Raw genomic sequence first — 12,794 nt, 5'->3', positions numbered from 1 at the left:
GGTGCGGCATCGGGTCGACTCGGTGGACGTGGTCCGCGGCGTGATCATGATCCTCATGGCGCTCGACCACACGCGCGACTTCTTTGGCGGCGCGTCCATCAACCCGACGGACCTGGCGACGACCACGCCGCAGCTCTTCTTCACGCGCTGGGTCACGCACTTCTGCGCGCCGGTCTTCTGCCTCCTCACCGGGACGGCGGCGTACCTGGTGCGGCGCAACCGGACGACGGCGCAGCTCTCCAGCTTCCTGTTCACGCGCGGCCTGTGGCTCGTCTTCCTGGAGCTGACGATCAGCCGCTTCCTGTGGCAGTTCAACGCCGACTACAAGGTCACCATCATCACGGTGCTGTGGGCGCTCGGCTGGTCGATGGTGGTGCTGTCGGCGCTGGTGCACTTCCCCACCTGGGTGGCCGGCGCGTTCGGCGGCGCGATGATCGTGCTGCACAACCTGTTCGACCCGGTGCAGGCCGCGTCGTTCGGGAGCCTGGCGCCGCTCTGGAACATCCTCCACGCCCCGGGCCTGCTGTACGCCGCGCCGGGCCGCATCGTGATCCTGGCCTACCCGCTCATCCCGTGGATCGGCGTGATGGCCGTGGGCTACAGCCTGGGCGCCATCTACGGCTGGGAGCCCGCGCGACGCCGCCAACTCCTGCTGCGGATGGGGATTGCGCTCACCACGGCGTTCCTGGTGCTGCGCTTCGTCAACGTCTACGGCGATCCGTTCCCCTGGAAGGCGCAGCCCACGGCGACGTTCACGCTGCTGTCGTTCCTGAACCTGACCAAGTATCCGCCGTCGCTGCTCTTCCTGCTGATGACGCTGGGCCCCGCGCTCCTGCTGCTGCGCGCGATGGATGGCCGTACGCCGTCCGCGATCCTGCGCCCGGTGTACACCGTCGGCAAGGTGCCGATGTTCTACTACCTGGCGCACATCCTGTTGCTGCACCTGATCGCCCTGTTCGTGTCGTACGTGCGCTACGGCACCATCCGCTACATGTTCGAGTCGCCCACCCCGGACAAGTTCCCCGTCACGCAGCCGGCCGGCTGGGCGATGCCGCTGCTGGCCGTCTGGGGCATGTGGATCCTGGTCGTCGTCCTCCTCTACCCGTTGTGCCGGTGGTACGCGGCGCTTAAATCACGCAGCACCAACCCGCTGCTGAGCTACCTCTGAGCGAGGTTCGGCTGGTCTCACGCGGAGACGCGGAGACGCGGAAGAGGAGGAAAAGAGAAAAGAGCGGAGAGAACCCGCCTGGTAGTTCTCATGCTTTTCTCTCTGCGTCTCCGCGCCTCCGCGTGAGACTTCCGGGAACTCTAACGCGGCACGTATTCAGATGAAGCGCACCTTTCGCATCGCCGCCCTCCTCGCGCTCGGGGCGTGCGCACCCGCGCCCCGCGTGGCGCCGTCGCCCAGCCCGGACAACCTCGCGGCGCTGTACCGGGCGCGCGACTGCTTCGGGCTGCGGGACGCGCTCCGTGATGCGCGCGGCGAGCTGAGCTTCTACCGTGCCGCCGAAGCTTCCGCCTTCAACCGGCCGGACGAGGCGGTGGCCCACGCCCGCCGCTTCATCGGATCAGCCCGCGGCGGCGATACGCTGCTGGCGGAAGCGCATTCCATCATGGGCGAGGCGCACGCGAAGGCGTACCGCTACGCGGATGCTGCGCGCGCATACTCGGCCGCGGTCCCCCTCGCGCGCGACTCCGCGGCGCGGGCGGAGGCGGCGAACGCGGCCGCGCTGTGGGGCGCCCTCGCTGCCGTGCCCCCGCAGACGGTGGAGCGCGCGCCGGAGGTGCGCCTGGAGACGGCGCGCGACAGGGCCGGGCTGCTGACGACCGAGGTGGAGGTCGGCGGAAACCGGATCCCCTTCGTGTGGGACACGGGCGCGGGGCTCTCCACGATCACCGACTCCACGGCGGTGGAGCTGGGGCTCCGCATCGTGGAGGCGGCGGTGCAGGTGGGCTCGGCCACGGGGCAGCGGCGGGCGGCGCGCCTCGCCGTCGCGCCGGAGCTCAGGCTGGGCGGGGCGACGGTGCGCAACGCCGTCTTCCTGGTGCTCCCCGCGGCCAGCCTCTCCTTTCCGCAGATCGGCTACCGCATCCGCGGAATCGTCGGATACCCGGTGATCGCGGCGCTCGGCCCCACGACGCACCTGCGCGCGGGCGGCATCGTGCTCGAGGCACCCGCACCGTCCGCGCGCCCCGGACCGGCCTCCAACCTCTGCCTGGACGGAATGGCGCCCCGCCTGGCGGTCAGCCACGCGGGCCGGCGCATGCACGTGGGGCTGGACACCGGCGCCCAGACGACGTCGCTCTTCCCTCCCTTTCTGGCGGCCAACCGCGAGGAGGTGATGAAGGGAACCTCCACGACGGTCGGCATGGGCGGGGCGGGTGGAATCCGCCAGGTGCCCGCCTACGCTCTCCCCTCCGTACAGCTTGACATCGCGGGCCGGCCCGTCACCCTCCGGGACGTCCGCGTGCTCACCGAATCCACGATGGAGCGCAGCGAGTTCCTCTTCGGCAACCTCGGGCAGGACGTGTTCAGCCAGCTCGAGTCGATGACGCTCGACTTCCGCGCGATGGAGCTGCGGGCGCGGTAGCCCACGGCGGTGGCGCGGAGCGGATTCATCCTCTCCGCGCCTCCACATCTGTCTCTCCGCCGGCCCCCCGTTCGTCGCCATAGTTGAACGCGCAGCGCGAGCGGATCGCCGCGTACGATTCTCACAACGGAGCGTCCCTTGATGTCGGTAGAGCCGCATGCGGCAACCTCGTCCTTCACCGCGCGTGGCGGATCGTCGATGATCCCATCAGCCTGGAATCCCGGACGCCACGTGTTCGGCATCGGCGCCATCATGCTCGGAGCCAGCGGGCTGGCGTGGGGCGACTTCGCCATGTTCTGGTACCCGGTGCAGGACTGGATGCCATTTCGCCAGGCGCTCGCCTACCTCGCGGGGACGGCGTTCCTCGCCGGCGGACTGGCCGTGCAGTGGCGCCGGACGACGCCCGCCGGACTCCTCACGCTCGCGGTGCTCTACCTGCTGGCGGCGCTGCTCTGGATGCCGCGCATGATCAACTATCCGCACCTGTTCGGCGTGTGGTCCGGCTTCGCGCAGCAGTTCTGCCTCACCGTCGCCGCGCTGATGATGTACGCCGCGCTCGCGCCGTCGTACTCGACACGGACCGCTCGCGCCGTGCTGATCGGCCGCGTACTGTTCGGGCTCTGCATCGTCTCGTTCGGCATCGCGCACTTCACCGCCGTGCCGCAAACGTCGGCGATGGTGCCCACGTGGTTCCCCTTCTCGCAGAGGTTCTGGGCGCTGGCCACCGGATGGGCGATGCTGCTCGCCGGCCTCGCCCTGATGTCGGGGATCATGGCGACCCTCGCCGCGTGGCTGCTAACGGCGCTGCTGATGTCGTTCGGCGTTCTCATCTGGATGCCCAAGATCTTCAACGCGCCCAACCAGCACATCCCCTGGGGCGGCACCGGCGTCACCCTCGCCTGCGCGGGAGCCGCCTGGATGGTGGCCGAGGTCCTTACAAACCACGCCGCCCTCGACACATCGCGGCACACCCATTAAAGGAGCATGGATATGCGTTTTCTCGTGATCTACTGGCCCGCGGCGGAGCAGTCCTCAGGCCCTGGCAACAACATGATCGACTATGCTCGCCGTTCGAGCGAGGCCGGCGTCCTGATTTCGCAGGGCATGTTCGCGCCGATGACCACCGAGGTTACGCTCGCAAATGGCGAATACTCGGTCTCCGAGCGAAAGGGCGACGCCATCGGATACGCCTACCTCGAGGCGCCGTCACACGCCGAGGTGGTGGAGCACGTCCGCGAGTTCCTGCAGGTGGCGGGCGGCGGCAGGACGATCATCCGCCAGCTCGTCGACCGCGAGGGGCCTAGCGCGTAGCCTCAGGCCGTCAGCGCTTCGCGGCGCCTCGCACGGAGTCTACCGCGGTTCTCAGGGTCAGCCACGATGCACCCTTTGGACGCCACTCCACGGTCGAATTCTCCAGGTCGTGCGGCCCGAAGAAGTCGATGAACTCTCGCGCATACCCGCAGATCCGCCACCCTGCCGTGGCTCCGGCCCGCAGCAGCGCGAAGTGGAGAGTGTCCGTACGACCGCCCTGCGAAATGACGTATCTATCCGCGGCGTGAGGATGCTGTTCGAGCGTCGCGACACTCGACACCTCCGCCTCGACCAGTGCCGTATCCCCGCGCATCTCGGACCCGAGAACCCGATATTGCGCGAGAGCAAGGAGCGGATACGTAGCCGCGGACTCGCAGATCTCCTCGCCCGCCACCTCCGCCGGCACTCGCGTGTAAACCGCGTTCTCGAGATACCGCTGGGCGCTCTCCTCAGCGTCTGGAATCCCGCTCTCGGCCTCCGCTCGCGGTTCAGAGCACGCCGTCAGGGAGGCGACAACGCACATCATTGCGATCCGAAATACACGGATGGACGAGCCCTTATGGGTGCACGATCGCGCGGAAAAAATGAGCTCCTCCATCTCCGAACCATCCCTGGTTAAACGGTCGAAAGCCGGTTTCGCGGTCCCGGTACGGCCGGCCCCGCCTGCCTGGACTCCCATTGTTCGCCCATCCCAACACCTTTCCGTCGGCGTGCGTATGTGAGTAGATGCCGGCGTGCCCGCCTTCCACCACCACGTCGCCCACCTGCGGCGTGGTGACGCGCTCGAAGCCCGGGTGGTCGCCGGAGCGGAACATCGCGGTGCTCGCCTTGTAGCTGCTTCGCCAGTGCGTTCCCAGCGCCCGGCGGGTCGCGAGGCGAACGAGGTCCGTGCAGTCACCGCCGCGGGGGTCGTGATACAGCGTGGGAGTGTGGGGCACGCCCTGCGTGTAGCGCCATTCCCCGCTGTCCCTGGCCGCCTGGAGGATGCGCCGCCCCTCCGCTTCGTTCGCGAGCCTCCTCCGCACCGCCCCGACCTGCACGGAGACGCTCACCCGGTCCGTCGCGCTATGTTTGAAGGCGTAGACGCGCACCTGCTGGCCGTCGTGCCGGTCCTCGAGGCGTAGCCTGAACTGCTGGCCACGCGCGGACTGCGCCTCCAGCGCGCCGCTTCCGACACGCACTCCCCACTGGATCTGCTGCAGCTCGGCGGCGGCGGGGGTGCGGGTGAACTGGTCGGCGGTGAAGACCACCGTCGTATTTTTCCGCGCCGGGATGGAGGTGGCCGGCTGCCCCCCCGCCACCTGCCCCGTGACTCGCGTGACGTAGAACGGAGCCCGGTTCTGCTGCGCCGCGGCGGGCCGCGCGGGAGGCCGCCGCGTGCCCGCTCGCGGCGTGCGGGAGTCCGCCGTGCTGGTGCCGGGCGCGAGCGCGGGGACCGCCCGCGCGCCGTGCACCGAGCCTTTCAGCGTCAGCCCCTCGATGCGGACGCTCTGCTTGACGTGCCCCGGCGGCTGGATCTGCACGGTGGCGCCCGCGATGGTGTGGGTGGCGCCCGCGATCGTCTCCAGCTTGGCGGTGGCCTGGAGCGTCGCGCTGCTGCCGGCCGAGAGGGCCAGCTCGTTGCCGGTGGTCACCTTCAGTCCCTTCCCCACCTTCACCTGCTCCGCGCCGCCCACCTCGCGCGACGCGTCCCCTTCCACCTTTTGCACGAGGCGCTTGCACGACATGCGGATCTCGCCCGTGGCTTCGAGCGCGAGGTCCCCCTCCGCGTGGAGCGTGATGGTGGGGACGCCGCCCGCGTCGTTGCTGAGCTGGATCAGGCAGGTGCCTTTCGCGGTGTGGATCTCGACCGTCTCCTTCCCCTGCGCGTCGCTCAGGTGCAGTGCGTTGCCGCTCTTCGTGACGATGCGCTGCACGCCGGACTGGTGCGGCGCGCGGTCCTTGCCGTTCCACACGCTCCCCATCACGCACGGCCGCTCCGGGTCCCCTTGCTCGAACGCGACCACCACCTCATCGCCAACTTCGGGGAGGAAGAGCATCCCGCGCCCGTTCCCCGCGTGCGGCGTCGCGACGCGCATCCAGAGGGTGCGCGCGGGCTGGTCCTGCCAGCGGTAGCGCACGCGCAAGCGCCCGAGCCCCTGCGGGTCGCCGTTGTCGACCACCTCGGCCGTCACGAAGCCGGGGGCGAGCGGGCGCGGCGGGCGCGTCTCGCTGGTGAAGGCGGCCCACGGGCTCGCCGCGAAGTCGTTGGAGTAGTCCGAACCGTCCCAGCGGTGCGTCACGCGCACCAGTCCGAACTTCCCCGTGGCGGCCAACTTAAAGGTGCCCGCATCAGAGACGTGCACGGTGTCGCCCGCCCTGAGCGCTGGGTGAGTGGAGGTGCCCTCCACGCCGACCGCCGAGCCCAGCGCGCGCTGGCTCTCCTGCTCCAGCCGCTGCTTGAAGGCGGCCAGGGTCGGGGTGCGCGCGGCGTCGTCGAGCACGCCGGGGTCGCCGCCGCTGGCAAAGGTGTGCGATGCGCGCGTGGCTGCGTTGACCAGCGCGGTGGCCCCGCCCAGGAGCGCCGGGGCGGAGCGCACGGCGTGGAAGCGGTGCTCGCGCTTCTCGTCCACCTGGTAGACGGCGCCCTTGTAGCCCGGGTTGGCCAGCCGGCAGCGGGTGGAGAGCGCGAGGAGGTTGGCGCCCCAGAGGAGCTCCCACGCCTGGTCGTCGAAGCCGGAGCGCATCTCCAGGCCGGCCGCGGCGGGGCGCACCCAGCACCCGTTCTCGTCGGCGATGCGGACGAGGAACTCCCAGTCCGTCTCCCCGCTCTGCTGGAGGTACGGGTAGCGCTCGCCCGCCTTCGCCTCGCCCACCGTGAGCTGCAGACCGGCGTCGCTCGCCAGGCGGCGCGCCACGTCGGTGTAGGCCATGTTCTCGAAGACGTCCATGTCACGGTGCATCTGCATGGCGATGGACTTGGAGGCGGCCTCCAGGCGAAAGCGCGACCCGGCGTTCAGCAGGTGCCCCTGCGTTCCGCCGATCACCTGGCCGGTGAAGGCCGCGTGCTCGCCGGTCTCATCCGCCAGCGTGACGGTGACGGGGACGTCCAGGAGGCGCTCCAGGAGGAGGTCGGTGGCCTCGTCGCGGGTGAACTCCAGCCAGCAGAGATGGTGCGCGCCGAGCTCCTGGCGCAGCTCCATGTGCGCGATCTCGCCGTTGCGCAGCCGCAGCTCGCCGACCACCACCGTCACGTCCACACCCATGGTTCTCCTGTCAGCTGGAATTCTACGCTGCGACGGTGCCGTGCACGGCCTGCTCCCGCCCGTCGATGCGCAGGGTGATGCCAAAGCGCCGCTCCCACGGCTCCTGCGCCGGCTCCGTGTGGACGCCAACGACGCGCGCCCAGTCGATCCCCAGCTCCGCGAGCGCCTCGTTGAGGGCATCGGCGAGGCACTGCTGGTCCTGGAGCGCGGGGTTGGCGCGCCGGAACGCCTCGTGGACCCCGAAGCGCGTCCCGCTCGCTGGCGACGCCGCCACCATCGCGCGGATCATCGCCATCAGCGTGTCGCCCGCGTCGGCGCGCTCCAGCTTGCCATCAGGTTCCACACGGAGGGGAAGGGCAAGCGTTCGCATCGCGCTCCGAGATCGTGGTGTGGGCCGGCATGGCAGGATCTCACGCGGAGGCGCGGAGACGCTGAGAGAACTTCGAGTGCTTTCTCTGCGTCTCCGCGTCTCCGCGTGAGGCCGCTGTTACTTGGTGAACTTGTGCTTGCTGACGTTGGCCTCGTCGAGCACCACCGCCATCTCCAGGTAGAGGAGGTTGTTGTAGCCGTTCGGGCTGCTGAGCGCGGGCGTGGGTGCGCCGCCGAGGCCCATACCCGCGCCGCGGCTCTCGCCGCCGATGGCCGGGTTGTAGAACTCGAAGTTGTTGATCCACCCCATGAACTCGACGTTCGACAGCACGCGGTCGCCGTCTTCCGAGTAGTAGGTGATGGACACCTTGTGGAGCGGATCCTTGGTCTCCGTCGCCATCCTCCACAGCTCGATCGCGTCGTCCTGCGTGAGGCGCGACGTGTCGTGGGCGTCGCAGTAGATGAAGGCGCGCCCCTGAAGCGAGTCGCCGATGCGGCGGCCCACCTGGTTGGCGCTGCGCGACAGGCTGTAACGGGCCTCGACGGGGAAAAACTTCAGCCCTCCCATTTCCACCATCACGCGCTTGTACGTGGCTGCACCGGCCATGAGCTCCTCCCTTGGGGGTCGGGGTTGTCCGGGAGCGCTCCGCCCCCGGCGTATTGTGCGGCGCCTAGTGCGCCGCTTCGTCGTTCCGTCATCCGCCAGCCCAGCCGCGCAGCCAATCCAGTATCCGCCGGAGGGCCGCGCGCGCGCCGCGTGCTCGCCGGGGCTCCGGCACGCGCACGTCAAGGCCGGGCGCGGTCACTGCTGCGCGCCTTCCCTGGCGTCGTGAAAAGGGGGCGTGTCGATCTTGAGGACGAACTGCTCGGCCGGCCCCACCGGCACCACTTCCAGGTTGATGTCCAGCACCCCGCGCGCGAACTTCGCCTCGTCCATGTCGATGTCCAGGTCGAAGTTGTGGATCGTCCCCTTGCGCTTCTCGCTGTCCAGGAACTCCTCGATGGGGTTCCTCACCTGCTCCTTCACCAGGTCGCGCGTGAGCCGCTGCTCCGCCACGCGGCGCAGGTACACGGCGATGCGCCGCTCCAGGTAGCGCAGCACGCGGTACGAGGTGAAGAACTTGAGCACGCCGTCGGGATCCTGCGCCTGCGAGCGGCTCCCCACGAAGCAGAGCTGGTTGTCTTCATTGCGGATGATGCTGACGATCTGCCGCTCCATCGACAGGTGCTCCATCTGCGAGATGCGCGGCTCGATGCGGGCGCGCTCGGCGCCGCGAAGCTGGCCGAAGATCATCCCCACCGGCCCCTGCGCGATCCCGCCGCCGGTGGTGCGGTCCGTCCGCGCCAGCGCGCCGGCGAAGAGGAGCGAGGCGGGTCCGTACAGGTCGGCGTCGCCCTCGCCGTCCTCGAACCAGTGCCGGTCGCGCAGCTTCACCCACCCGGCCACCACCACGTCGGCGGCGGCGCGGTCCTCGGGGCGCTTGAGGAACTCGTAAGCGCCACCGTCGGTGCGGAACTGGTCGCTCAGTGCGCGGAAGGAGGGCTCGTCGCGCAGGTCGCCCACCAGCAGCATCCCCCACTGGTTCGCGATCTCCTCCAGCCGCACGCGCACCCGGTCCGGCACGTAGCCGGGCACCACCAGGTTGCAGATGAACTGGCGGAAGTTGAACGAGTCGTTGCGGCTCTGCACGAACTCGTCGACCGCCGCGATGGTGGACGAGCCGGCGTCGCTGCGGATGGCCGAGGTGTCCGCGTTGAACACGTAGAACTCCACCGGCGGCCGCTGCACCTGATCGCGCACTTCGGCGTTGTCGAAGAACAGGTTCAGCAGCCGGTAGCTGCGCTCCAGGGGGCGGATCTGCTCGTACAGCTCGCACAGCACCTGGTCGCGCACGCGCTCGGCGGCCTCGATGGCGCGGTCCAGCCGGGCCAGCGCCTGCTCGTGGCTGTCCGTCTCGCGCAGCAGCCCGCTGAGCGAGGTGACGCGGTCGAGGAACTGCGCCGCCGTCCCCGCCGAAAAGATCTCGGCGAGCGCGGTGCGCGGGGGCGCGGGATGGATGACGTTGAAGATCTCCGCGATCGCCTTCCCCGCCCGCCGCTGCCCGATGATGTCGTGCGCGGTGAGGAGCTGCGTCTCGATCGTGCTCATCCTTCACCTCCCTGGGCGATGAGGCGGAGCTGCTCTTCGAAGCCGGCCACCGCGCTGATGATCTCGCGGCGCTGATCCTCGTTCTCCCACGCGCGCTTCACTGAGAGGACGCAGAAGCGCTCGCGCATGCGGTGCAGCATGTCGATGCGGCTCTGGAGGTCGGCGAGGTCGTTGCGCTTCCCGGGCTCGCGGGAGCGGATCTGCTTGGGGTCGAAGTCGCGCAGCGAGTGGAACTCGAGGTCCGCCGCGAACTCGGCCCCGCCGTCGCCCACGACCGTGCGGAAGTCGAGGCGTGGGGCGAACTTCTCGAATGCCTCCGCGAGGCTCGCGACCCTGGTGGGCCCCTCGTCTTCCGGGGCTTCGCGCCCCACGCGGTCCGCCGTCATGGGGAGGATGACGGCGGTGGTGTCCGTGGGCACCTCGCGCGGCGCCGACCGCACCCCGGCGCGGGTGACTTTCACTACCGGCATGGCTGGCTCTCCTTGGTCCGAACGTGGGCCGGGATCGGAGGGATAAGGATGCGCGCCGCTTTCGATGGCGCGGTCGAATTGTGAGACCGGAGCGCTCATCCGCTCCGCACGACGATGCGGCGGGCCAGCGCGGCGGTTACGTCATTCGGTCGGCGCGGCGGCGCCTCGCGCACTCCCGGGCGGATGCCGTCGCCCTCGGCTTCGCTCCGCCGCTGGGGCGTCGCGATGGCCGCGCGGGGCACGGGCCAGATCAGCGGCGGCACGATCCACCAGAGGACCGCCAGAAGCGTCGCCAGCGTCGCGAACACCGGCAGTGTGCCGCCGGCCGGCGACTCGTCCCGCATCGCTGTCAGCGTGGCGAGCGGGCGGGACGGGCTCGCTACTCCGGCGAAGGCGGGGAGCGCCATCAGCGGCGGTCTCCAGCGGGCGGTGTGCGGCATGCCACCGACGGCGTGCTCCACTCGCACCGCTACTTCGCCGCGGGCGAGTCGGGCTCGCGCATCGGCCGGGAGCACCGCCGTCACCTGCCGGGCGGAGGCGAGGGAGCCGCGCAGCTCGCCCAGCGTGCGACCCAGGCGGACGGGATCGAAGGCGACGGTGTGCGGCGTTCCCATCGGCCCGGCGAGCGCGGCGAGCTCCCCCGCGTCCACGCCGTTGCCGATCCCTACCATCCACACGGGAACTCCGGCGCGGCGCACCGCATCCACCGCCCGCTCGCGCCCCTCCGGTCCCGCCAGCAGCCCCGGCTCGTCGCCCGGGTGGCCAACGTCGTTGCGGCCGTCTGTGAGCACCAGCAGGACTCCCTGCGCTCCCGCAGGCGGGGTTCGAAGCCGCGCCGCCAGCACTTCCGCGCCTGTCGCAACGGCGCTGTAGAGGCCGGTGTTCCCCGCGGGCGCCGGAAGGCGGTCCATGCCTGCGTCGGCCTCGGCTGGGGGGCCGAAGCGCGCCCCGCGGATGCCGGCCGTCACGTCGCGGCTGCCGAACGGCGCCACCGCCACCTCGCTGCCGCCCAATCCTCGCAGGAAGGTGCGGAGGGCCGAGCGCGTCTGCTGCATCCCCTCGCCGGCCATGCTCCCGCTGACGTCAAAAAGCACCAGGAGCACGAGGGGGCGCGCGGCATCGGCCACCGTGCGGACGTCTACCTCGCGGAACGGGACCGCGCCCGCCGCGCCGCTCCACCGCGCCGAATCACCCGTTCCCGGCGCCTGCCCCTCCGTGATCTCCACGCGCATCCGAAAGCAGGGGACCGAGCGCCCCTCGGCGCAGCGAACCAGCTCCGGCTGCGCCGATGCGGGGCTCGACAGGGCCGCGAGGAGCGCGAGGAGCGTGAGGGGGCCGAACGCGCGGTTCATGGGCGGGCCTCCCTCAGGCGCCGGAAGCGGAAGCGCAAGCCACCCAGCTCCACCGTGTCGCCGTTGCGCAGGTCGTGTGGGCCGTGGAGTGGGAGGCCTGCCACCGTCACCAGATCATCGCCGGGGACGAGCTGACAGCGGCCGGCGGCGCAGCTCAGGACGGCGCCGCCCGGCAACGCGACCCCGCGTCCGTCTTCCAGCGCCCACTCACGAATGTGGATGAGTGTCATCCGTCCCCCTTCGTGGCCGTCTGTGCCGAGGACCGCGTGTGCCCGCCGATGCGCGGGGGTGTGCAGTCCGCTTCCGAGTGCCGCGCCCACCACCGCGAAGGCCAGCGCCTGCCAGAGCTCTGTCGGTCCAGGGGCGGAGAAGAGGAGGGCTCCCGCCGCTCCCGCCGCGGTGCCGAATGAGGCGCCGTCCAACGCCCTCCGCGCCCCGTCCTTTTCCAGCAGCCCCAGCGCCCCACCGATCCCCGCGGCGACCATCGCCCACATGGCCGCCCTTAGTAGTAAATACCCCGGATCGAGCACCTCGCCGAGCACGGTTCCCAGCATCGCGCCAACTCCGCCACCGAGCGCACCCACCGCCACGCCGCTGGCCGCGCCGAGCCACACGCGCGCTCCTTTGCGCATCGCCCCAGCCGCCCGCACGCCCACCCCGGTGCCCGCGCCGAGGAGCGCGGCGGCGGCGAGGTCGAGGGTGCGGTAGCTGGTGAGCCAGGCGCCCAGGTCGGTGATCGTGGATGCGGCGATCCAGCCGAGCAGCGCGCCCGCCGCGCCGGCGAGCGGGGCGGCGTACGCGGAGCGCGGGAAGTACGGGGTGATTGGCGGCTCCGGGGCGGGGACGCAGGCCGGGCGCGGCCGCATGCGTAGCTCCAGCGGCCGGTCCGGGGTGACGCCGAGCGCTTCGGGGGTGCGGTCGAGCTGCAGATCGGCGCCGTTCCAGTAGACGCCCAGCTCGTCGCGCGGGCCGCCGCTCAGCAGCACTCCGTGCTGGCGCATCTCCTCCAAAATCTGGTGCACCTGCGGCCCCAGTGACCGCTCGGGGTCGAGCGTGAAGCGGAGGCGCCTGGGACCCTCGGGGGTGGCGAATTCGACGGCGTAGGCGGGCATGGGTGTGCGTAGAGCGGGTGAATGCGAACGCGGGCATGGAGCCGGGGGCTAAAGCCCCATACGCGTTAACTTAAGGCTTGCACGTGGCAACGAGCCGGCTTATCGTGGATTCCATGAGAGCCGACATCCTTGCGGAAGAGTGGGCGGTGATCACCCGCTTCCTTCCCGACAACTGGCGAGAACTCGCCCGCTCAA

Annotated in this window: 12 protein-coding genes; 4 read left to right on the top strand and 8 right to left on the bottom strand. The window is 70.5% G+C overall.

The genetic code is table 11. From position 1 onward, the window contains the following. The 4 genes from VF647_24120 to VF647_24105 form a co-directional block, all read left to right on the top strand. Nucleotides 1-1,168 (top strand): heparan-alpha-glucosaminide N-acetyltransferase domain-containing protein (locus VF647_24120; GenBank protein ID HEX8455188.1); only part of this gene is annotated, 1,168 nt, incomplete at its 5' end. A 160-nt stretch (nt 1,169-1,328) separates the two neighbouring features. Further along, complete coding sequence (locus tag VF647_24115) at nt 1,329-2,591, top strand: pepsin/retropepsin-like aspartic protease family protein (protein ID HEX8455187.1); 1,263 nt, start codon at nt 1,329-1,331, stop codon at nt 2,589-2,591. Between the two features lie 198 nt (nt 2,592-2,789). Then, nucleotides 2,790-3,569, top strand: a complete 780-nt coding sequence (locus VF647_24110) for a hypothetical protein (protein HEX8455186.1) — start codon at nt 2,790-2,792, stop codon at nt 3,567-3,569. A 72-nt stretch (nt 3,570-3,641) separates the two neighbouring features. Continuing rightward, nucleotides 3,642-3,902 (top strand): hypothetical protein, encoded by a 261-nt coding sequence (locus VF647_24105; GenBank protein HEX8455185.1) that lies wholly within the window; start codon nt 3,642-3,644, stop codon nt 3,900-3,902. A gap of 10 nt (nt 3,903-3,912) precedes the next feature. On the opposite strand, the gene VF647_24100 is transcribed toward VF647_24105, so the two are convergent. The 8 genes from VF647_24100 to VF647_24065 all read right to left on the bottom strand — a co-directional run bounded on the left by VF647_24100 (nt 3,913) and on the right by VF647_24065 (nt 12,599). After that, nucleotides 3,913-4,500: a hypothetical protein gene (locus VF647_24100; protein ID HEX8455184.1), complete on the bottom strand. Its 588-nt coding sequence runs from the start codon at nt 4,498-4,500 to the stop codon at nt 3,913-3,915. Next, nucleotides 4,460-7,147: a phage baseplate assembly protein V gene (locus VF647_24095; protein HEX8455183.1), complete on the bottom strand. Its 2,688-nt coding sequence runs from the start codon at nt 7,145-7,147 to the stop codon at nt 4,460-4,462. Before VF647_24095 ends, VF647_24100 begins: the two co-directional genes overlap by 41 nt. A gap of 22 nt (nt 7,148-7,169) precedes the next feature. Further along, on the bottom strand, nt 7,170-7,517 hold the full coding sequence (locus VF647_24090) for a hypothetical protein (protein ID HEX8455182.1): 348 nt from the start codon (nt 7,515-7,517) through the stop codon (nt 7,170-7,172). 117 nt (nt 7,518-7,634) lie between these two features. Beyond that, complete coding sequence (locus VF647_24085; protein ID HEX8455181.1) at nt 7,635-8,123, bottom strand: hypothetical protein; 489 nt, start codon at nt 8,121-8,123, stop codon at nt 7,635-7,637. A gap of 195 nt (nt 8,124-8,318) precedes the next feature. Further along, complete coding sequence (locus VF647_24080) at nt 8,319-9,665, bottom strand: hypothetical protein (protein HEX8455180.1); 1,347 nt, start codon at nt 9,663-9,665, stop codon at nt 8,319-8,321. Beyond that, nucleotides 9,662-10,135 carry a hypothetical protein gene (locus VF647_24075; GenBank protein ID HEX8455179.1) on the bottom strand — a complete coding sequence of 158 codons (474 nt, stop codon included), beginning with the start codon at nt 10,133-10,135 and terminating at the stop codon, nt 9,662-9,664. Before VF647_24075 ends, VF647_24080 begins: the two co-directional genes overlap by 4 nt. A 95-nt stretch (nt 10,136-10,230) precedes the next feature. After that, the gene (locus tag VF647_24070; protein ID HEX8455178.1) at nt 10,231-11,487 is read right to left on the bottom strand and encodes a vWA domain-containing protein; all 1,257 of its coding nucleotides are present in this window, start codon (nt 11,485-11,487) and stop codon (nt 10,231-10,233) included. Next, on the bottom strand, nt 11,484-12,599 hold the full coding sequence (locus tag VF647_24065) for a hypothetical protein (GenBank protein HEX8455177.1): 1,116 nt from the start codon (nt 12,597-12,599) through the stop codon (nt 11,484-11,486). The genes VF647_24070 and VF647_24065 overlap by 4 nt, the downstream gene beginning before the upstream one ends. Between the last annotated feature and the right edge of the window lie 195 nt (nt 12,600-12,794).

It is taken from the genome of Longimicrobium sp. (assembly GCA_036387335.1).
Classification (GTDB): domain Bacteria; phylum Gemmatimonadota; class Gemmatimonadetes; order Longimicrobiales; family Longimicrobiaceae; genus Longimicrobium.
The sequence above is the reverse complement of the archived record's forward strand: the minus strand, read 5'-3'. Positions and strand labels throughout refer to the sequence as shown.